This window comes from Flavobacterium sp. FlaQc-57 (assembly GCF_044007395.1).
Lineage (GTDB): Bacteria > Bacteroidota > Bacteroidia > Flavobacteriales > Flavobacteriaceae > Flavobacterium.
The window spans coordinates 390,259-412,612 of sequence record NZ_JBIPDA010000005.1; the positions used below are offsets into that span (position 1 = coordinate 390,259).

The 22,354-nt window shown below is 32.2% G+C and carries 19 protein-coding genes; 10 read left to right on the forward strand and 9 right to left on the reverse strand.

Features of this window, described 5'->3' with window-relative positions; genetic code table 11:
* The first annotated feature begins 62 nt into the window (after positions 1-62).
* The 3 genes from ACHRVZ_RS17220 to ACHRVZ_RS17230 all read left to right on the forward strand — a co-directional run bounded on the left by ACHRVZ_RS17220 (position 63) and on the right by ACHRVZ_RS17230 (position 2,268).
* Positions 63-866, forward strand: a complete 804-nt coding sequence (locus ACHRVZ_RS17220; RefSeq protein ID WP_395424119.1) for an SDR family oxidoreductase — start codon at positions 63-65, stop codon at positions 864-866.
* Between the two features lie 157 nt (positions 867-1,023).
* A complete protein-coding gene (fsa, locus tag ACHRVZ_RS17225; protein WP_395424120.1) occupies positions 1,024-1,680 on the forward strand; it encodes a fructose-6-phosphate aldolase in 657 nt (218 codons plus the stop codon).
* A gap of 90 nt (positions 1,681-1,770) precedes the next feature.
* On the forward strand, positions 1,771-2,268 hold the full coding sequence (locus ACHRVZ_RS17230) for a hypothetical protein (protein ID WP_395424121.1): 498 nt from the start codon (positions 1,771-1,773) through the stop codon (positions 2,266-2,268).
* A gap of 137 nt (positions 2,269-2,405) precedes the next feature.
* Here the strand turns inward: ACHRVZ_RS17230 and ACHRVZ_RS17235 are convergent, their stop codons facing one another.
* From ACHRVZ_RS17235 to ACHRVZ_RS17245, 3 genes are all read right to left on the reverse strand, one after another.
* Complete coding sequence (locus ACHRVZ_RS17235) at positions 2,406-3,875, reverse strand: MFS transporter (RefSeq protein ID WP_395424122.1); 1,470 nt, start codon at positions 3,873-3,875, stop codon at positions 2,406-2,408.
* A gap of 176 nt (positions 3,876-4,051) precedes the next feature.
* Entirely contained in the window at positions 4,052-4,753 is a 702-nt protein-coding gene (locus ACHRVZ_RS17240) for a LytR/AlgR family response regulator transcription factor (protein ID WP_395424123.1), read from the reverse strand.
* Positions 4,743-5,795 (reverse strand): sensor histidine kinase, encoded by a 1,053-nt coding sequence (locus ACHRVZ_RS17245; RefSeq protein WP_395424124.1) that lies wholly within the window; start codon positions 5,793-5,795, stop codon positions 4,743-4,745. The genes ACHRVZ_RS17240 and ACHRVZ_RS17245 overlap by 11 nt, the downstream gene beginning before the upstream one ends.
* Before the next feature lie 269 nt (positions 5,796-6,064).
* Between ACHRVZ_RS17245 and ACHRVZ_RS17250 the strand changes: the two genes are divergently transcribed.
* The 4 genes from ACHRVZ_RS17250 to ACHRVZ_RS17265 all read left to right on the forward strand — a co-directional run bounded on the left by ACHRVZ_RS17250 (position 6,065) and on the right by ACHRVZ_RS17265 (position 14,978).
* Positions 6,065-9,112, forward strand: coding sequence for a SusC/RagA family TonB-linked outer membrane protein (locus tag ACHRVZ_RS17250; RefSeq protein WP_395424125.1), 3,048 nt, complete (start codon positions 6,065-6,067; stop codon positions 9,110-9,112).
* Positions 9,113-9,122: 10 nt separating this feature from the next.
* Complete coding sequence (locus ACHRVZ_RS17255; RefSeq protein ID WP_395424126.1) at positions 9,123-10,700, forward strand: RagB/SusD family nutrient uptake outer membrane protein; 1,578 nt, start codon at positions 9,123-9,125, stop codon at positions 10,698-10,700.
* Positions 10,701-10,814: 114 nt separating this feature from the next.
* Complete coding sequence (nagB, locus tag ACHRVZ_RS17260) at positions 10,815-12,752, forward strand: glucosamine-6-phosphate deaminase (RefSeq protein WP_395424127.1); 1,938 nt, start codon at positions 10,815-10,817, stop codon at positions 12,750-12,752.
* A 159-nt stretch (positions 12,753-12,911) separates the two neighbouring features.
* Positions 12,912-14,978 carry a beta-N-acetylhexosaminidase gene (locus tag ACHRVZ_RS17265; protein ID WP_395424128.1) on the forward strand — a complete coding sequence of 689 codons (2,067 nt, stop codon included), beginning with the start codon at positions 12,912-12,914 and terminating at the stop codon, positions 14,976-14,978.
* Between the two features lie 321 nt (positions 14,979-15,299).
* Here ACHRVZ_RS17265 and ACHRVZ_RS17270 read toward each other — a convergent pair whose 3' ends face one another.
* Positions 15,300-15,530, reverse strand: coding sequence for a hypothetical protein (locus tag ACHRVZ_RS17270; protein ID WP_395424129.1), 231 nt, complete (start codon positions 15,528-15,530; stop codon positions 15,300-15,302).
* A gap of 275 nt (positions 15,531-15,805) precedes the next feature.
* Here ACHRVZ_RS17270 and ACHRVZ_RS17275 point away from each other — a divergent pair, with 275 nt between their 5' ends.
* Both ACHRVZ_RS17275 and ACHRVZ_RS17280 read left to right on the forward strand, forming a co-directional pair.
* Positions 15,806-16,579 carry a TlpA family protein disulfide reductase gene (locus tag ACHRVZ_RS17275; protein WP_395424130.1) on the forward strand — a complete coding sequence of 258 codons (774 nt, stop codon included), beginning with the start codon at positions 15,806-15,808 and terminating at the stop codon, positions 16,577-16,579.
* A 283-nt stretch (positions 16,580-16,862) separates the two neighbouring features.
* Positions 16,863-18,482, forward strand: a complete 1,620-nt coding sequence (locus ACHRVZ_RS17280) for an ABC-F family ATP-binding cassette domain-containing protein (protein WP_395424131.1) — start codon at positions 16,863-16,865, stop codon at positions 18,480-18,482.
* Positions 18,483-18,542: 60 nt separating this feature from the next.
* Here ACHRVZ_RS17280 and ACHRVZ_RS17285 read toward each other — a convergent pair whose 3' ends face one another.
* The 5 genes from ACHRVZ_RS17285 to ACHRVZ_RS17305 all read right to left on the reverse strand — a co-directional run bounded on the left by ACHRVZ_RS17285 (position 18,543) and on the right by ACHRVZ_RS17305 (position 21,514).
* Positions 18,543-18,716 (reverse strand): hypothetical protein, encoded by a 174-nt coding sequence (locus tag ACHRVZ_RS17285; RefSeq protein WP_395424132.1) that lies wholly within the window; start codon positions 18,714-18,716, stop codon positions 18,543-18,545.
* Positions 18,717-18,851: 135 nt separating this feature from the next.
* Entirely contained in the window at positions 18,852-18,989 is a 138-nt protein-coding gene (locus ACHRVZ_RS17290) for a hypothetical protein (protein WP_395424133.1), read from the reverse strand.
* 10 nt (positions 18,990-18,999) lie between these two features.
* Entirely contained in the window at positions 19,000-19,395 is a 396-nt protein-coding gene (locus ACHRVZ_RS17295) for a VOC family protein (protein WP_395424134.1), read from the reverse strand.
* Between the two features lie 147 nt (positions 19,396-19,542).
* A complete protein-coding gene (locus ACHRVZ_RS17300) occupies positions 19,543-20,196 on the reverse strand; it encodes an HNH endonuclease domain-containing protein (RefSeq protein WP_395424135.1) in 654 nt (217 codons plus the stop codon).
* Positions 20,189-21,514: an AAA family ATPase gene (locus ACHRVZ_RS17305; RefSeq protein ID WP_395424136.1), complete on the reverse strand. Its 1,326-nt coding sequence runs from the start codon at positions 21,512-21,514 to the stop codon at positions 20,189-20,191. The genes ACHRVZ_RS17300 and ACHRVZ_RS17305 overlap by 8 nt, the downstream gene beginning before the upstream one ends.
* A 286-nt stretch (positions 21,515-21,800) precedes the next feature.
* Between ACHRVZ_RS17305 and pyrR the strand changes: the two genes are divergently transcribed.
* Entirely contained in the window at positions 21,801-22,340 is a 540-nt protein-coding gene (gene pyrR, locus ACHRVZ_RS17310; protein ID WP_055096551.1) for a bifunctional pyr operon transcriptional regulator/uracil phosphoribosyltransferase PyrR, read from the forward strand.
* Positions 22,341-22,354 lie beyond the last annotated feature (14 nt).

Sequence of the window (22,354 nt, forward strand, 5' to 3'; positions counted from 1 at the left end):
TAAAAGTTTTATCCCAGGACATCAACTCATAACTCATAACCCATAACTCATAACTTTTCAAAATGAATAAAGTCGTTTTAATTACCGGAGGATCCTCAGGCATTGGAAAATCAATTGGAGAATTTTTGCATAAAAAAGGTTTTGTTGTTTACGGAACGAGCAGGAATCCAGAAAAAGTACTGAATTCAATTTTTCCACTTGTGGCTTTAGATGTTCGAAATGCTGAATCTATTAAGACGGCTGTTTCAAAAATTATTGCAACTTCGGGACGATTAGATGTTGTGATTAATAATGCTGGCGTTGGAATTACGGGACCTTTGGAGGAAATTCCAATGGAGGAAATCAAGAATAATTTCGAAACCAATTTTTTTGGTCCAATTGAGGTTATGAAAGCTGTCTTGCCACAAATGCGTGAGCAAAAATCAGGTTTGATTATTAATATTACCTCAATTGCGGGTTATATGGGATTACCGTATCGAAGTGTTTATTCGGCATCAAAAGGAGCTTTAGAATTGATTACTGAAGCGTTAAGGATGGAGGTAAAGCAATTTGGTGTTGAAATTACAAATGTAGCGCCGGGTGATTTCGCTACAAATATTGCTTCTGGTCGTTATCATGCTCCGGTTTTAAAGGGATCTGCTTATGAAAAAGTGTACGAAGAAACGCTTTTGGCAATGAATGAACATGTAGATGCAGGAAGCAATCCAAATGAAATGGCAGAAGCTATTTATAAAATCATGCAGCAAAAAAGTCCAAATGTGCATTATAAAGTTGGGGCTTTTATGCAAAAGTTTTCAATTGTTCTAAAACGTGTGCTTCCTGATAAAGTGTACGAAAAAATGTTGATGAATCATTATAAGTTGTAATTTTGCACGGAATTTGCGTGAGATTTGAGATTAAGAGGAGGACAGCCGGCGGCTGTTAGGTATTTTATTTTTAAATCTTCTTAAAGATGAAGTCTAAAGCCCGATTTACTGCAACGAACACGCCCAAAGTATGAACACAATTAAATATAAATAGATTATGAAATTTTTTATTGACACGGCTAATTTAGCTCAAATTAAAGAAGCGCAAGCTTTAGGTGTTTTGGATGGGGTTACAACTAACCCATCATTGATGGCAAAAGAAGGAATTACTGGAAAAAACAATATATTGAAGCATTATGTTGACATTTGCAATCTTGTAGATGGTGATGTAAGTGCTGAAGTGAATGCACTTGACTTTGATGGAATGATCAAAGAAGGTGAGGAATTGGCTGAATTACATGAGCAAATCGTGGTTAAATTGCCAATGACTAAAGAAGGTGTTATGGCAGCAAAATACTTTTCTGATAAAGGAATTAAAACTAACGTAACTCTTGTGTTTTCTGCAGGTCAGGCTTTATTAGCTGCAAAAGCCGGAGCAACATATGTTTCGCCTTTTATTGGTCGTTTGGATGATGTATCGACTGATGGTTTGAACTTGATTGAAGAAATTAGATTGATTTTTGATAACTACGGTTACGAGACTCAAATTTTAGCAGCTTCTGTGCGTCATACAATGCATATTGTAAATTGTGCTAAAATTGGTGCTGATGTTATGACTGGACCTCTTTCTGCAATTTACGGATTATTGAAACACCCGTTAACTGATATTGGTTTAGCTCAGTTCGTAGCTGATTTCGAAAAAGGAAACAAGTAATACTTAGGTATTTATAAATTAAAATCGTCATTTTTCATTAGAAAGATGGCGATTTTTTTTTACTTTTATATATCTCAAATCTAAGTATATATGAAAAAAGTAATCTTTATTTTGGCATTTTGGTTGATTAATTTCTCTATAAATGCACAGGCGGCTAAAGTTTTAAAATCGGTTAATGAAGCAGGCGATGTTGCTACTTTTGAATTAGATTGCTCGAAGCAATTTCAGACTTTGGCAAAAGGTTTACGTTACAATATTACACGTCATGAATTTAAAGGTCCGGAATTGAAAAATTCTTATCGATTACTATTAGTTATGGATGGATTTTATTCTAGTACCTTAAATAAGACAATGACTATTTCTGCAGTTTTAAGTGACGGAACTATTTTGGAAGCCAAAAAGATTATTGAAGACGATGGTTTTTTTGATGGAGCTTGTACATTAAAAATAAAGGATCCTAAAGCGCTTTTAGAAGCAAATATTGATAAAGTTATTGTTCATGCGGATAAAGATGTTATTTATACGTTATCTGAGCAAAATAAAGCTATTTTCAAGAAGAACTTAAATGAAATTCTAACTGCTAAGTAAAGGCTCAAAGACTCAAAGGTTCGAAGTTGTGTGTGTGAAAGAATTATACTTGAATTATAGGTTTGTCTTCAGTGAATAAAAAAAGCTCCCATTTTACATTGTAAAATGGGAGCTTTTTTTATGAATTTATATTTTAATTAGTGACCTCCGCCACCGCCTTCAACATGATTGATACCTTGTTTTTTTAATATTTTTGGACAGTAGTAACCGTAGAATCCTAAATATGCAAAACCAATTAATGGTACAACGTAAGAGAAATGTGTCCATGTAATACCAAATATTCCTCCTGGACTTGTTAAATCGATATCACAGATGCTTCCTTGAACTAAAGGAATAACTCCTCCTCCAAGAATCATCATAATCAAGAATGAAGATGCTTTTCCTGTGTTTTTTCCTAAACCTGCAATTGCTAAATCGAAGATAGAAGGCCACATAATAGATAAGAATAATCCGCCAGAGATAAAGAAGAATTTAGCAATTTGTGGATCTGGACAAACCAATCCTGCAAACATCATTAATACACCTGATATTCCGAAAAGCATTAAAGTTTTTCCTGCATTTTTACCCCCTGCGAAACTTACGGCAATAAATAGTAAAATCCAGATTGGGTAGATATAGAATGAAGATACATCGTGTGCAGCAAAAATGTTAGCTCCAATAATTACTCCAAATGCTACAGCAGGAACAATAAATTTAAGAGCTGTGTTTACTAAGTTTGAAGTGTTGAAAACGTTTACACCGCCATTCCAACGACCAATCATTAAACTTCCCCAGTAAAGTGCGATAAATGGTGCAATAGCGTCTTCTAGTACATTACCAAATTCTGCAGTATGCAATAAAGCGGGTAAATTACTAATGATTGTTACCTCTGTACCAACATAAATAAAGATTCCTAACATTCCTAAGTATAACTGTGGATAGTCTAAAATGGTGAATTTTTCGTGTGCTACTTTAACTACCTCTTCCTCTTCTTTTGCAGGATCTTCAATTTTAGAGAAGTTCATGAAAATAGCAACGGCAATAAATGCAAGTCCAAGAATGATGAACGGTAATTTTATGTCTTCTAATGAAAGTGAAGTCTTTTTATTGTCTCCCATTCCAAATAAAGCGATACCTAATAAAATAGCTCCAATTGTTGTTCCAAAAGAGTTGATACCTCCTGCTAAAGTTAAACGGTGAGCTCCGGTTGCTGGGCTTCCCATTTTAATTGCTAAAGGATTTGCTACAATTTGCTGGATCGAAAATCCTAAACCTACAGTAAATAAAGCGGTTAAGAAAAAAGGAAAACTTTCCATTGTTGCAGCTGGAATGAACAAAAATGATCCGAATGCTGAAAGGAGTAAACCAGCAGAAAGGGTTTTTTTATATCCAAATTTTTGTAAAACATCTAGTTTTAAGGAAACTAAGAAGAAAATCATAGATCCTACGAAGTAAGCGGCGTAAAATGCCCAAGCTACTAATTGTGATTGTACTTGCGATAAGGTAAATACTTTTTTGAAAACAGGAATCAGGATGTCGTTAGCCGAACCAACAAAACCCCAAAAGAAGAAAACAATTATCAACGAGATAAACTGTCCCCATTTGGTTTGAACATTTTCTGAACTCATAATTAAAGAGGTTAATTTTTTATTTTATTGTTTTTTGAAGACCGTAAATATATTTGTTAAGTATATCAAAAAAAAATAAAAAGGCACAAATAATGTTAAATTTAAACCAACAGCATCATTTTTTCAACAATGTGTTAATTTTTACTGAGTTAGAAAATGAATATGTGAAGGCGAATTTATTCCAGAATTTTGTTTTTCACCTCTTTACTGTAATTTCTGCCAATAGGAATAGTGTAAGATTGTATCTGAATACGGTTTCCTTCTATAGATTTCACCTTGTTTAGTGCAATTACGTATGATTTATGAATGCGTAAAAAACGATCTGCAGGTAATTCTTCAGATAATGAGGTTAAGGATTTGTGTGTAATATAGGTTTTATCCGGAGTTACAACTTTAATGTATTCCTTCATTCCTTCAACGAATAAAATCTCTTCGATATTGATTTTCATCATTTTTTTATCGACCTTGATGAAGATATGAGAATCACCTTTTGAAGTTTCAACCTTAATATTATTTTTTAAATTATATTCGGTGGTGATTTTATTAATACATTTTATAAATCGTGGTAACGGAATTGGTTTTACTAAATAATCTAAAACATCAAGATCATAGCTCTCTGCTGCAAATTCTCTAAAAGCGGTTGTTATAATGACTTTTGTTTTGTTTTCGATTAGGCTAATGAGTTCAAAACCTGTCATCATTGGCATGTTAATGTCAAGAAACACGGCATCGATAGGAGTATTGTTTATAAAGTCAAGTGCTTCTAAAGAATTATTGAACGTGCCAACTATTTCAAAGTCTGTAAAATTGGTAAAATAATTTTGCAGGACTTTGATCGCTAGAGGCTCATCATCAATCAACACGCATTTAATCTTCATTATCAATAGGTATTTGCAAACGGATTATATAGTAATTTAATTTAGTAGTGTCTTTTAGGCTGAAATTATTTTTGTAAATTAATTTCAATCTTTTTTTGGTATTGACTAAACCAATCCCACCTTTTGAGTTAAGATTTTGTGAAATTACAAAATTATTTAAGATTTCAAAGTCTAACATTCTATTGTCAATAACTTTGCAATTGATTTTGATTTTTAAATTATTGTTGTTTAGTCCACCATGCTTAAAGGCATTTTCTACCAATGAAATAAATATTAAAGGAGGTACAATTATATCTTCAATATTAGACTCTAAATTTATAGTAACTTCTACGTTCTCAAAGCGTAATTTTTCAATTTCAATATAATTTTGAATGTAATCAATTTCCTTTATTAAAGGGACAAACTTGGTTCCTTTGACATCATACAAAACATATTCCATCAACTTAGACAGTTTTAGAATTACGTCAGGAACCTTGTCTGAAGATTCTAATGACAAAGCATAGAGATTATTTAAAGTGTTGAAAAAGAAATGTGGCTGAATTTGATTTTCTAGATATTTTAATTTGATTTTAAACTGATTCTCTCTTAGTGATCTGTTTCTTTCTCTTTCTCTTAACCATGTTAAAGTTAGGTAGACAGATGAAGCCATGGCAAGAACATACAATTCGCCAATGCAAACTGCCAGTATGTGATTAATATCGAAAGGGTGATATTCTCTATTTGCCTCTGGCCAGATGTTTTCGGATATAATATAATATGTAAGAGCAGTTTTTAATAAATAGATCGCAAAAAGACTTGCTATCAATGAAAAAGTATAAGTAATGTATTTCTGTTTTAGTACGTAACGAGGAACCAAAACAAAGAGATTGAAATAGACTAACGGAATATGCAGCGAAAATTCGATTAGGTTTGATTTGAACGAATAAGGGTAATCATTAAAGTAAGCTCCCCATCTTAAAAAGTTAAGAGTAAAATAGCTACCCCAAAACCAAATATGATTTTTAAGCTTAATGTCAAAGTTTAATTTTTGAATTTCGTTCAACTTTTATTTAATAGTTTAAATATTATTTATTCCCTGCCTGGAAATATTGTGCAACTTTAAACAATTAGTTGTTAAAACACAATTCTTTTGAATTAAAATTTAAAAAAAATGACAAAAAAAAGATATTTTTCATGAGATATCGTTTTCGTAAAACATATTATTGATTGTTTTATGTCGTTGGTTTAAATTTTGAAGTCGTTTGTATAAATTATTTTTTTTAACAATACGTTAAGAATAAATTTACACCATAACTAACAAAATAAATAAACATGAAAAAAATTTTCTTAATCTTTATGATTGTTTTTACGGCGCAAGTTTCGCTTGCACAAGTAAAAAATGTCAAAGGTGTGATTACAGATTCTGAAGGGGTGCCGTTACCAGGGGCATCTGTTGCTGTACAAGGAGGTCAAAGAGGTGCTACTACTGATTTTGATGGATTGTATACAATTGAAGTACAAAAAGGACAAACTTTAGTTTTTACTTATGTTGGTCTTGAAACACAAAGTATAGTTGTAGGAGATGCTACTACAATTAATGTTAAAATGATTACTGCAGCATCTAACGCACTTACTGAAGTTGTTGTGACATCATTAGGTGTTAAGAAAACTAGAAAATCTTTGACTTATTCTGCTCAAGAACTTAAAGGAGAAGAATTAACTCGTGTAAAAGATGCCAACGTTATCAATACAATTGCTGGTAAAATTGCCGGTGTTGCCGTAACAAAAAGTTCTGGTGGTACAGGAGGATCTACTAAGGTACTTATTCGTGGTAACTCTTCTATTATGAATAGCCAGCCGCTTTATGTTATTGATGGTATTCCTTTGTATAACGGAAGCTCAAATCAGCCAAACGATTCTTTTGGTAGTACTGCCGGAGGTAACCGTGATGGAGGAGATACTGTTTCTTTAATTAATCCTGATGATTATGAAGGAATGACAGTACTTAAAGGTGCAGCAGCATCTGTATTGTACGGGTCTCAGGGAGCAAATGGTGTTATTTTACTTTCTTCTAAAAAGAGTAAAGAAAATACTTCAAATTTAGCTGTTTCTTCTGTTACTACTTTTGAATCAGTACATTCTTTGCCAAAATTCCAAAATGAATATGGTGCAGCTACTTTATCAGCAAATAAGTCTTGGGGAGCAAAAGTATCTTCGCCAGATTTTGTTGAAGACTTTTTTAAGACAGGAGTTACTCAAATTACGTCTTTAGCATTTACTACAGGATCAGAAGTTTCTACTACAAGTTTATCTTATGCTAATACTGCTTCTTCAGGAATTATTGAAGGAAACGGATTAAAGAAAAACAATTTTGGAATTCGTCAAACAGCTAAGTTTTTTGATAATAGATTAACAGTATCAGCTGATGCAAAATATACAAGCCAAACTATTGATAACAGACCTGTAAACGGACTTTATTCAAATCCTTTAACTGGAGTATATTTGTTTCAAAGAGCAAATGATTTCAATAATTACAAAGATAATTTCGAAACATTTATTCCTTCTAGAAACCTTAATGGTCAAAATTTTTATACATTATCTGATATTTATGTTCAAAACCCTTATTGGTTAATCAACAGAAATAAATCTATTGATAAAGATAACTTCTTTAACGGAAACATAGCTTTAGACTTTAAAGCAAATAAATGGTTAAGTATTGGAGCTAGATATAGCTACAATAGAATTGAAAACGATTTTGATAAAAGAATCTATGCTACTACAAACACTTCTTTATCTAATATAAACGGTAGATACATTAACATTGCTACATTAAGTACACAACGTTACGGAGATTTAATTGCTAAAATCAATACTAATTTCAACGAAAACTTTAGTTTTAATGCTATAGTTGGAGCAAGTATCAATAATACTTTAGCAAATCACGCTACTACTTTAGATTCTGGTATTACTGGTGGGCTTGTTAATGCTAATTTGTTTACATTAGGAAATTTTGGACCTGCAACTGGGTTAGATAATTTAAGTCTTCAGGCTACAGGTTCTTCTAGAGAAGTTCAGTCTTTATTTGCTTCTGCTACTTTTGGTTATAAAAACATGTTATATTTAGATGTTACAGGACGTAATGACTGGTCATCTACTTTAGTAAATACAGATACAGGATCATATTTTTATCCATCTGTAGGGGTTACGGCTCTTATCAGCGAAATGACAGCTTTGCCACAGTGGATTAACTTTGGTAAAGTAAGAGCAACTTACGCAGAAGTTGGTAATGATGTTTCGGCTTTCGTAACTTCTCCAAAATCAACTGTTCAAGGGGGTAACCTTATTCCTCCTACTGTGGGACCAAGACCTGGTGAATCATTAAAACCAGAATTAAAATCAGAATATGAATTTGGTACTGAGTGGAGAATGTTCAATAACAGATTAGGTTTTGAGATTTCATACTATAACTCAGAAACTAAAAATCAATACATTCAAGTTCCTGCACCTGCAACAAATCCTTATGGTTATACAAATTACGGAATTAATGCCGGTAGTATAGAAAATAAAGGTTTTGAGATTGTTCTTACCGGAAAAATCATTGCCGGAGATAAATTTTCATGGGATACTACAATCAACTATTCTCAAAACAGAAATAAAGTAAAAGAAATTCCTGAAGAGTTAGGAGGAACAATTCCTTTGACTCCGGTAAATAATGTTAACTACAGATATTCTTTAACTGAGGGTAGACCGTTTGGTGTAATTCAAGGAAGAGATATTCTTAAAAACGATAAAGGAGAAATTGTTTTAGATGATAAAGGAAATTTATCTATAGACAGTAAGTTTAAAGAAGTAGGTAATGCAAATCCTGATTTTATGTTAGGTTGGTCAAATACATTTAAGTTTGGTGCTTTTACAGCAAATTTCTTGATCGACGGACGTTTTGGAGGAGATGTAATGAGTATTACAGAATCTATGAATGATTTTTACGGAGTGTCAAAAAGAACTGGAGATGCTAGAAATGCTGGTGGTGTGCCAATCAATGCAGTTATGCCTAATGGTACGAAAGTAACTTCTATGGATGCTGAAAAATATTACAGCGCAGTTGGAGGAGTTAATGGAGCTACAGCACAATATGTGTATGATGCTACAAACGTAAGTTTAAGAGAAGTTTCACTTGGTTATACTTTCAATAAAAAAGCACTTCCATTTGTTAATACAGCAACATTATCATTAATAGCAAGAAACTTATTTTTCTTTTATAAAGATGCACCTTTTGATCCAAACATTGCTTTAAGTACTGGTCAAGGTTTACAAGGAGTTGATATTTATGGTTTACCATCAACAAGAAGTATTGGTCTTAATTTAAATGTAACTTTCTAATTAAATTATCATGAAAACAAATAATATAAAAAAATCATTAATCTGTTTCGGTCTTTTAGCCTTAGTTGGTTGTACAGATAATTTTGATGAGGTTAATAGTAATCCTGATGGTTTTACTTATGAGGAAACAACACAAGACTTTAACCATATCAATGGTCCTTTTAAAACGATGTTTGATAATGTCATGGTGAATGTTCCGGGTTGGAAATACCAGATAGCTAATGATTTATCTGCAAATAACTGGGGAGGATACACAGCTGCACCAGGTTTCGACGGTGCTAATAATCTTTCGTATGCACTTTCTGACAACTGGAATCTTTGGTGTTGGGAAGCTGCTTATGCACAAGTGATGTCAAATTTCTATAAAGTTGAAAGAGAATCTAAAGGTAAGTACGAAGAGTTTTATGCTCTTGCGAAGATTATTAAAGTACAAACTTTACACAAAATGGCAGATGCTTGGGGACCAATAGTGTACTCAAAATTTGGTACTACTGATGCGACAATTGCATATGATTCTCAAGAAGAAGCTTATGGGTTTATGTTTGCAGACTTAGATTATGCTGTAGCAGAATTAACGAAAAGAATTGATGCTGGAGAGAAAAGCTCTTTTACAAATATAGATCGTTCATCATATGAAGGCGATTATAAAAAATGGGTTATATATGCTAACTCATTACGTTTAAGATTGGCAATGCATATTGTGAAAATTAAACCAGCATTAGCGAAGTCAGAGGCTGAAAAAGCGATGACTCAAAAATTTGGTGTGATGACAAAAGCTGATGATACTTTTATTTTAATTAAAAATGTATCACAACACCCTCTAAAAGTAGCTTCTTATGAGTATAACGACAGTCGTATGTCTGCAGATATGGAGTCTATTATGGGAGGTTACAATGATCCTAGAATGAGTTCTTACTTTAAGACATCTGTTAAGTATCCTGGACAATATAAAGGAATTCGTACTGGTGGAATTATGGGAGATAAAACGATACACCAGGACTTTTCAAACTTTGGTAAGATAATAGAAAAAGACAAACAAGTAGTTTGGTTAAATACTGCCGAAATTTATTTCTTAAGAGCAGAAGGTGCTTTAAGAGGCTGGAATATGGGTGGTGACGCAGCAACATTATATAAAGCTGGTATTACTGCATCTTTTGAACAGCTTTCTGCTGGTGGAGTTGCTGATTATATTGCTGATAATGTGAAAATAGCTAAAGATTATGTAGATCCGGCGGCTCCATTCAATAGCGGTGTAGCTGTAAATAAGGTTACTGTTGCTTGGGATGAAACAGCGAGTAACGAAGTGAAACTACAAAAAATCATTACTCAAAAATGGATTGCTAATTTCCCTGATGGTTATGAGGCTTGGACTGATCACCGTAGAACAGGTTATCCTAAATTATTGCCAGTTCTTAACAATCAAAGTGCTGGAGTAATTACTACTGAATTTGGTGTAAGAAGAATACCTTTTGTTTCAACTGAAAAAGATGGAAATCCTGGTGGGGTAGCAACTGGTATTGCAAAACTTGGCGGACCTGATAATGGTGGAACCAGAACTTGGTGGGATGTTAATGTTCCGAATTTCTAAAAAATAAAGTAAAGATTAAAAGATTTTAAGTTTGGTTAGTAAATGGTATAAGCAGTGAAAATTGCTTATACCATTTCAAAAACCAACTTGGTAATTACTATAAAAAGAAAAGAAATGAAAAGTGCTTTAGAAATAAAACCTGATATCAGTTACAAAAGCGCAGGGAAATTTGAAGAGACCAGGTTCGAAAAAATTCATAACGAAATCTTTAAAAATTCAGCTGAAGCTTCGTTAATTGTGGCGCAAGAAATCGCACAATTAATTAGATCTAAACAAGAAAAGAATAAATCTTGTGTATTAGGTTTAGCCACAGGTTCTTCTCCTATAAAAGTATACGAAGAATTAGTGAGAATGCACAAAGAAGAAGGATTGAGTTTTAGCAATGTCATTACTTTTAATTTGGATGAATATTATCCGATGACCAAAGAGAACAATCAGAGCTATCATTATTTCATGCACCAGCATCTTTTTAATCACATTGATATTAACCCCGAAAATATTAATATTCCTGACGGAACCGTTGCAATTGATGAATTAAATCAATATTGTATCGATTATGAAATGAATATAAAAAGTGTTGGAGGTCTTGATTTTCAATTACTAGGAATCGGTCGTACAGGTCACGTAGGTTTTAATGAACCAGGATCACACATCAATTCCGGAACCAGAATTATTACACTGGATCACATAACAAGAGTAGACGCTTCATCTGATTTTAATGGCATAGACAACGTTCCTAAAAGAGCCATTACAATGGGAGTTTCTACCATTATGAGATCAAAAAGAATCGTATTAATGGCTTGGGGACAAAATAAAGCCGATATCATCAAGAGAACCATTCAAGGTGATATTAGTTCAGAAGTTCCTGCTACATTTTTACAAAATCATCCTAATGCGACTTTCGTATTAGACCAATCTGCAGCTTCAGAATTAACGCGTTTCAAAACGCCTTGGTTAGTTGGAGAATGCATTTGGAATCAAGAATTAAAAAGTAAAGCGATTGTTTGGTTGTGCCAAAAAACAAAACAAGCTATTTTAAAATTAACAGACAGAGATTACAATAACAATGGAATGTCTGATCTTTTGGCACAAGAAGGTTCTGCTTATGATTTGAACATCAATATGTTCAACGTACTGCAGCATACAATTACAGGATGGCCGGGTGGTAAACCAAATACTGACGATTCACATCGTCCGGAAAGAGCCAATCCGGCAAAAAAACGAGTAATTCTTTTTAGTCCACATCCAGACGATGATGTGATTTCTATGGGAGGAACTTTTTCAAAATTGATAAAACAAGGACATGATGTACACGTTGTATATCAAACCTCTGGAAATATAGCGGTTACTGATGATGAAGCATTAAAATTTGCCGAAGTATCAAGTGATTTTATTACTGATGAGAAAACGAAAATCAACTTTAAATCAGTAATTGAATTTTTGAATAATAAATCAGGAAACCAAATTGATTCCCTGGAAGTTCGAAAATTAAAAGGACTTATTAGAAGAAGAGAATCTTATGCGGCAACAAGATACATTGGTTTAAAAGATGAAAACACACACTTTTTAGATCTGCCATTTTATGAAACCGGACAAGTAAAGAAAAATCCATTAGGACCTGAAGATATTGCTATAGTTAAAGATATTATTGCTAAAATTAAACCGCATCAGGTATTTGCGGCAGGAGATTTGGCAGATCCGCACGGAACACATGAAGTGTGTCTGAACGCCATTTTTGCAGCTATGAAACAATTAAAACCAGAAAAATACATGGATGATTGTTGGTTATGGCTTTACAGAGGTGCATGGCAAGAATGGGATATCAATGAAATCGATATGGCTGTTCCGCTTTCTCCATCAGAAGTGCTCTTAAAACGTCATGCGATTTTGTACCATCAATCTCAAAAAGACAGAGTAATGTTTCAAGGAAACGACTCAAGAGAGTTTTGGGTTAGAGCTGAAGACCGTAATAAAAACACAGCCATTTTATATGATGATTTAGGATTGGCTGAATACGAAGCAATTGAAGCTTTTAAACGCTTCGATTACTAAAATTATTTTTTAAGATTCGCGTAAAAGTGAATCACATTACAAAATTCAGATTGATTTTATAGCGATTTGTGAGGGTTCAATTGAAGTCTTTCTGGATTTTGTTTCTTATTCTATTTATTAATGTTATCAAATGATAACATCTTTTCAAAAACAGTAAAAATGAAATATTTATTAGTCCTACTACTGGCAGGTGTAACCTCAAGTGCTCAAATTAAAAAAGAGCAGCTAAATCTAATGCCATGGCCTCAAAGTGTTGTTTTAAACGATGGTAATTTTGCCTTAAATAAAAATTTTAAAGTTAATATTACCGGAAATCCTAATGCCCGAATTTTTGGCGGAGTAACTCGTTTTTTACGTCGTTTAGATGGTAGAACTGGTATTTTTTTCGAACAAGGTTTCATTACAAAACTAAATGAAGTTCCAACAGCTGAATTGCAAATTAATTGTACTAAAAGCGGAAAAATTGGTTTGTACGAAGACGAAAGTTATCATTTAGACATCAAGCAGAATAAAATAACAATAAATGCTACCAGTGATTTAGGTGCGCTACATGGTCTTGAAACATTATTACAAATGTTGCAAAACAATAGTACATCATTTTATTTTCCTGTGTCGCAAATTTCAGATTTTCCCAGATTTACTTGGAGAGGTTTGATGATTGATGTTTCAAGACACTTTCAGCCGGTCGATGTAATCAAAAGAAATATTGATGGCTTGGCAGCTATGAAAATGAATGTTTTTCATTGGCATTTAGTTGATGATCAAGGTTGGAGAATTGAAATGAAAAAACACCCAAAACTAATTGAACTAGCTTCAGATGGGATGTATTATACACAGGAAGAAATTAAAAATATCGTAAAGTATGCTGATGAGCGTGGTATTTTAGTTGTTCCTGAAATAGATGTTCCTGGTCACGGATCGGCAATTCTTACCGCTTACCCGGAAATTGGAAGTAAAGTAATTACGCTGACAGGAGGAACTTCTGAAAAAAATATTCAAGGTACAGCAATCGCTACCTATGGAATTGAAAGAAATGCGGGTATTTTTTCGCCAACATTAGATCCTTCAAATCCTAAAACATACCAATTATTAAGTGAGATTTTTGATGAGGTTTGTCCATTATTCCCAGGCGCCTATTTTCATATTGGAGGAGATGAAAATGAGGGTAAAGACTGGGATTCAAACCCAAAAATTCAAGAATTCAAAAAGAAAAATAAGTTAACAACCAATCATGAATTGCAAACTTATTTTACGATGCAATTAGTTCCGATGCTTAAAAAGCATGGTAAACAATTGATGGGATGGGAAGAGATTATGACAAAAAACATGTCTAAAGATGCCATTATTCATGCATGGAGAGGAGCTAATGAAGGAGTTGTTGCAGGAAAATCATTAATTGATGCTGTTAAAAAAGGTTACAAGACAGTTCAGTCAAACGGATTTTATGTTGATTTGGTTTATCCGGTAGCAAGTCATTATTTGAATGATCCAATGCCAAAAGGTGCAGATTTAACTGCTGAAGAAAAAGCTAGAGTATTAGGTGGAGAAGCCACAATGTGGACAGAACTTACAACGTCTACAACTATAGATTCGAGACTTTGGCCTAGAACGGCTGCCATTGCAGAAAGACTTTGGTCGGCAGAAGATATCACAGATTTGGCCAGTATGCGCAGACGTCTTGATGTAGTTTCTTTTAGATTAGAAGAATTAGGATTAACGCATATTCGTAACAAAGCAATGATTTTGAGAAATATCGCAAACAATCAAAACATCAAATCGTTAAACGAATTTACAAATGTTTGCGAACCCTTAAAAGGTTATAAACGTAATGTTGGCGGAACAGAATATCAGATGTATTCTCCGTTTACACTTTTTGCGGATGCTTGTACGCCAGATGCTAAAGATTCACTTGCTTTTGATGATGCTGTAGCTCAATATTTAGCAAGTAAAACGCCAGATAATAAAGCAAAAGTTACAGCATTTTTTAATAAATGGATTGCAGTTAATAAAGGTTTGATTGAGTTGAGTGCAAACGCTCCGTTGGTACAGCCAGTTTTGCCACTTTCTAAAAAATTGAATGATGTGTCGCAAGAAATGCTACTCGTTTTAGATAATAAATCTACTTTAAAAACAGATGATTTAAAGAATTTAGTAGAGCAATGTAACAGTAAAGACCATGCAGATGTTGAGTTGTCTGTATACGAAAGTCTTAAAAAATTATTGTAAAAGTTTGGGTTGAATTAGTAAGTTGCAATTAGTATGATTATTTAGTAATTAATTATCTCTATCAGAATTTTTGATAGAGATAATTATCGAAACAATCTAAATGTAAGTTAGAGATTTTCCTAAAAATGATATAGAAATAAAAGATTGGGACGGTTAAAATTGAGTTTGGTTATTTATTTTTTAATCTAAAATTTTATTTCAAATTAATGTGTCAAATTTAGATGATTTGTTATTTGGTTTTCGTCTAAAGGAGAACATTACAAACCTGGTAATTTTATTGCCAGGTTTTTTTATGTTTTAAAATTATCTCTATTAATTATTTTAAGCTTCCAAATAAGGATCTAAAATTTCTGCAAGCTTATTAAGCCAGTAAAAATTATCATCAATATTCTTTATTTCAGATTCGATAGTTTCGCATCGTCTCATAACCGATAATGAAAGAACATTGTTTACTTCGCGTATCAATTTTGCCATCTCTTTACAATCGATATTATCAGTAAAAAAAACGTTTAATCTGGTTTCAACTTCATTTGAAAATCTATCTGTAGTCATTATCTTATTTTTTCTGTAAACTTAAAGAATAGTTATTTTAAATAGGACACAAATTTGTGTCACAATGCTCTTTATCTTGATATTGGGTGATTTTTTAAGTTTCATTTTAATTAAAATCAGTTTATAATGTTACTCTTTTTTCCAAAAAAGGAATCTGCTAAATCTGCGTTTTCGCAATAACGAATCCGTATCCTCCGCGTACCATTTCTAAGAATCTTCAACATTAAGCTATTTTTTGACTATTTTTGAAATCCAATAATTCCATTAAAAACTTCATGCAAAAATTAATCAAGGTTATAATAATATTTTTAGTTTTTACTTCTGGTTTTAGCCAATCCAAATTCGGAAATCCAGAAGTTAATCCCATTCAAATTCAAAAAACTTTTAAAGATTGGTCCAATTATCAGAAGGAAAATATTATGCTTTCCAGAGATTTTGTGGCACTTGATCTATTTTCAAAAGAAATTTCGAAAGAATCATTTTTAAACCAACTAACAAACGGAAATTATATTCCAATTCGATTAAAATCAAACGATTCGATTTACTATTATAAGTTGTTCAAAATTCAGCCAAAAGCAGATACCAGTATAAAAGCAACAATCAATCAGGAAGCTTTTGATGCATTGAAAAATTTTGAGATGGAAGGAAAACCTTTTCCGAAATTTTCTTTTAAAGATTTAGAAGGGAATTTAGTTTCAAACGAAACGATGAAAGGAAAAATTATCGTTATAAAATGTTGGTACATTCATTGTGCCGCCTGCATTAAAGAATTTCCCGAAGTGAATCAGTTATTTGAAAAATATAAAGATCGAAAAGATATTCTTTTTGTGAGTTTGGCCGAAGATACTCCAGAGCAATTAAAAGTATTCTTAGCCAGAAAACCGCTTTCGTACTCTGTAATTCCAAATATGAAAGAATACATGAATGAAGCCTTACAATTAAACGCTTTTCCAACACATTTTATTTTGAATAAAGAAGGTATGATTACTAAAGTTTTAAATAATTATAAGAGTTTAGAAGTGGCTTTAGCGAAGGAAAGTAAACTGTGATTTTTCATTAAAAACCCAATAATTAAATATACTGTTTATCATTTCGAGGAACGAGAAATCTCCGCAAGTAACTCCGCTACTAAAAGTTCAACGCTTTGTCGAGCCACTTATGGAGATTTCTCGTTCCTCGAAATGACATAAAATGAGAAAAAAAACTTTTTTTCGATCTCTGTATCTTTGCCTGAAAATCATCGTCTGAATAAATAAAACTTAGAACCTTTGCACCTTTGCAACTCTGAACCTTTTTCACTACTTTTGCACCAAATTAATTAAAAAGACATTCATGTTAACAGTCAATAATTTATCAGTTCAATTTGGCAAACGAATTTTGTTTGACGAAGTAAATACCACATTCACACACGGAAATATTTACGGCGTTATTGGAGCCAATGGTGCTGGAAAATCTACTTTTCTAAAAATCATTTCGGGCGATATCGACCCAACTTCCGGACATATTCATTTAGAACCGGGAAAACGTATGTCGGTTTTAAACCAAAATCACAACATGTTCGACGAACATACCGTTTTGGAAACCGTTTTGATGGGGAATAAAGTTTTGTACGCTGTTAAAAAAGAAATGGATGAACTTTACTTAGACTACAACGATAAAAACGCAGACAGAATTGGAGAACTTCAGGTTCAGTTTGAAGAAATGAACGGTTGGAATGCAGATTCTGATGCCGCATCGATGTTGTCTAACTTAGGAATCAACGAAGAACATCATTATACTTTAATGGGAGATCTGGAAGGAAAAATTAAAGTTCGTGTGCTTTTGGCGCAAGCACTTTTTGGAAACCCGGATTTACTTATTATGGATGAGCCTACCAACGACTTGGATTTCGAGACAATCGCTTGGTTAGAAAATTTCTTGGCTAATTATGAAAATACTGTAATTGTAGTTTCTCACGACCGTCACTTTTTAGATTCGGTTTGTACACATATTTCTGATATCGATTTTGGAAAAATCAATCATTATTCAGGAAATTATACTTTCTGGTACGAGTCTAGCCAATTAGCGGCAAAACAACGTGCTCAGCAAAACAAAAAAGCTGAAGAAAAGAAGCAAGAACTTGAAGAGTTTATTCGTCGTTTTAGTGCAAACGTTGCGAAATCTAAACAAGCAACTTCTCGTAAAAAAATGATTTCTAAATTGAATATTTCAGATATTAAACCTTCTAGCCGTCGTTATCCTGCGATTATTTTTGATCAGGATCGTGAAGCGGGAGATCAGATTTTGAATGTTGAAAATTTAGAAGCTTCAGTAGATGGAGATCTTTTATTTAAAGGCGTTCACTTGAATATGGCAAAAGGCGATAAAATCGTTCTTTTCTCTAGAGATTCACGTGCTACAACAGCTTTCTACGAAATTTTGAATAATCAGCAAAAAGCAGATGCAGGAACTTTTGATTGGGGAATTACAACCAATCAAGCTTATTTACCTGCTGAAAACCATTCTTTCTTCGAAAACGATTTGACTTTAGTCGATTGGTTACGTCAATACGCAAAAACTGAAGAAGAGCGCGACGAGGTATTTATTAGAGGTTTCTTAGGGAAAATGATTTTCTCTGGAGAAGAAGCTTTAAAAACAAGCCGTGTATTATCAGGAGGAGAAAAAGTACGTTGTATGCTTTCTAGAATGATGATGGAGCGTGCAAATATCCTGATGTTGGACGAACCAACAAATCACTTAGATTTGGAGTCTATTACAGCTTTTAACAACTCATTGAAAAACTTTAAAGGTTCTGTGATTTTCACAACACATGACCACGAGTTTGCACAAACTGTAGGTAATAGAGTAGTAGAGCTTACACCAAACGGAGCAATCGATCGTTACATGACATTTGATGAATATTTAGAAGACGAAAAAGTTCAGGAATTAAGAACAAAAATGTACGCTAAATAAAACTTAGTTTGATATAAAACAAAAATCCCGCTCGCCTTCGTGAACGGGATTTTTTTATGTCTATTTCTTGCCAAAGATTTTGGCGAATATAAAGATGATTATTGCAACAATAAAGATTACAATAAAAATACCGAATCCCATTCCTGCTTTGAAAATGTCTCCAATAACTTCGCAACTTGTAAATGAAAATAGTATTACGAATACCATTAACAAACGTGTAATTATCTTTTGCATGATTTTGATGTTTTAATTGTTTTAAAAAGAATTTTGTATTCTAATTATCGTAGAATAAAATTACCTCAAACATCAAAAAAAGGTCTTATATAATTTTCTAGAAAAGTTTTATGATTTGGACTATTCAGTAAAGAATTACTTATTTGTTAAATGCTTTTTGTCAAGATCATTCAAAAATGAATCACGGTTGAAATTTTTTATAAATTCAGATTTTTCTCCTTTTTTTAATTCCTTAACAAGTTCTTTCTTTTTGCTTTTTATTTGTTTAGCCATTTTTAGGTTTTTACAACATTTCGATTAACTGAATTTTATTTCCGCAAGTATCATTCAAAATTGCAATTTTTACTTTACCCATTTCAGTGGGTTGCATGCTGAATTCAACACCAAGATTAATCAATCTTTCGTATTCTTCCTTAAGATTATCAACGTTAAATTGCGTGTACGGAATTCCAGCTTCAAAAAGCGATTTTTGATATGTTTTAGAAGGTTCAAAATGATTTGGTGATGGTTCTAATAATACTTCAACTCCGTTTGGTTCATCTTTAGAAACTATAGTTAACCATCTGTTGTTTTCGCCTAAAGGCACATCGTGTTTTTTTATAAAACCCAATTTTTTAGTATAAAATTGTAATGCCTTTTCTTGGTCTAGAACTGGGATTCCTATGACTTTTGCTTTCATGGTTTTATCATTTTCTAAATTTATGCTGTGCGAAGTCTCCCGACTTCGTACCCGTTCCAATATTTTTTGACTTTCTTTTGTTCTATTGTAGTCTCTGTGAGTATATGTGTTATACTTTTTTTGGGTAATTTTACATCATATAAACAATTAATCAAATAATTGCTTTTTTAGATTTCCTAAATGTTTTTTTCTTTTTTCAGGATCTGTTTCTCTAATAAACGAGTTCATTTCAATTGTTATTTTTTCATCGTTAACAATATTTGGCTCCCAGCCAAAGACTGCCAATTTACGATTTAAATTACAAGCTCCAATTGTGAAATTTCCTTTTTTGGAACCTTTATCGATGTAACAACCGTTAATAATTAAAATATGATCATCATAATTGTCAAAATGGGGGTGTATAATTTTAAATGCATTACTACTGTTTGGATATCTTTTTCTGATTCCAGCTTTTGTCATGGTTTCAGGAATTTCACCTAAGGTTTCCTGATCTCTTTTAATTTGATTACAATCAGCACAAATAACACATAAATTTTTCGGATTGAATATAAAATCTAAATGAATTGATTTAGGTACGATATGTTCCACATGACAATTTGCTACTGAAACTACTGAAACTGTTTGCTTACAATAACTGCAAATACCTCTTTGTTCAATTTTATAAAAATCTCTGATCTCCTTTCTAACTTCTTGTAAATCCTCATCACTCCAATTTGTATGACAAAATGGATTTGATAATTTTGAGGTAATTGTTTCTTTAGATTTTTTACTAAAATCAAAACTTGAATTTATATCAGCCATAAATTTTCAACATTTTTTTTAGTGTTATATAAAGGTCATGAACTGGATCTGTAGTGTCTAAATTTTTACTTTGACGTTCAATTGTTTCAAAATTTAGCAGATCATCAGAATCAAAATATTTCCTTTTACTGACTTTTGCAAATATGTTTAATGCAATTCGGCTTAAATATTCATTTTTAAATCCAGGAGAGTTGAAAACATTTGCTAATTGATAATCTACAGAGTTGTTTATAAAATCGTAAGCATCTTTTGTTTTTCCATTTTCCATATCAATTATAAAACTATTTATATTTGATAATTTTGAAATTATTTGTGGTGAATGAGTAGCAATTATAAAGTGACAATTTCTATAGTTTTGAAAAGTATGAGTCAAAATTTCAATATATTTTTCCTGCCATTGTGGATGAAGACATATTTCTGGCTCATCAATTACTATTAATGAATTGTCTTTAATTTTACTAGCAATTCCAAGAATACTTAAAATTATGCTTTGTTCTCCTGAACTTGCGTCTTTAATCGAAAAATGGTTATTTTCTCTTTGTGATTCTAACCTAACGTCTTTTAAACGTAAGATTCCAGATTGTATTAAAAAAAGGATATCTTCTGATTCGTGCAAGTCTATGTCTATTCCATTCTTTCCAAGAACAAGAGTAAAGTGTGAACGATAATTATCACTTTTTATAATTTTATTGCAAATTTCTTTAAGTCGAGTTACTTTTCTTTCACTTAATGTTCCATTTTTATTTAGAAAAAAAGCTCTATTAAGTCTGCGTATAGGTATGCTGCTTTGTCTGTGGAAAAAATCTTTTAAATCATCGGTTTCAATAACATCTTCAAAAAATTTTCGTGAATTAAAAAGCTGAAAATTAATAAGCATTTCGTCACGATAACCTAAATAGTCTAATACTCGGCTAATTTCATAAGCATGACTTTTTTCTACAGATACACTTTCAATTAAAGATGCAATTATCTTTGAAAGATAAGCTAAACCAAAATTTGAACTTTGTAAATCTCTTAATCCTAAATAAGTATAATGAGCATTTTTTTCGAATCTTTCAATAGGAAACTTGTCAAAAGGACTAGTTGAAACAGCAATTATTTCTTGAGGAAAGTAGGAAGTGTTATCTTCATCAAATAAATTATTTTTTTTTCGATAATAGTGTTCTTTAACTGTATGATTAGTAAGATTGCCTAAAAATGTACTTTTTCCAGTTCCATTTTTACCAACAAGAATTGAAAAAATATTAGAATGATTATGTAGGGATTTAAAAATCACCAATTCAATCAATTGGTCTCTACTAGGGAATTCTGGTATCATATAGTTTTGATATCGTTATGATAATTGAAGAGAATGGAGTAAATTTTTAACAATTCAATTCTGCTTTCTGTGAATTTTAATTTCTTGCTAAAATATACTATTTAACTAAAAAAAAAATGAAAAGTAAGATTTTATTTTCTAAAACATAGATATGGATTCTTTAAAATAGCTATTCTAGAAAAATGCAATTTTCAACCTAAATCAAAAAAAAATATTTCCCCACCCAACACCACAACAAATAAAATCTGATTTCGTATATTTGCCCAACCAAACATCACACTTAATTATGAGCCAAAAAGTATTACTTAATTCAAAAGAAGTTACTATCATACTCCATCGTTTGGCTTGTCAGTTAATCGAAAAACATCTTGATTTCTCGGATACTATTTTAGTCGGGATTCAGCCAAGAGGCGTTTTTTTAGCTGAACGTTTAAAACAAATATTAGAAAACGAATACAAAGTTCCTGAAATTTCTTTAGGATATTTGGACATCACTTTTTTTAGAGATGATTTTCGTCGCACTGATAAACCGCTGGAAGCCAATAAAACACAAATAAATTTTATAGTCGAAAACAAAAAAGTCATTTTTATCGATGACGTATTGTTTACCGGACGAAGCATACGTTCTGCCTTAACTGCAATTCAATCTTTTGGAAGACCTTCAGAAATCGAATTGTTAGTATTAATCGACAGACGTTTTAGCCGTAATCTACCAATTCAGCCCGATTATCGTGGCCGTCAGGTAGATGCCATTAATGGCGAAAAAGTAAAAGTAAGCTGGAAAGAGAATGAAGGCGAAGACGCTGTTTATTTAATAACCAACTAATTAGATTGAATTTC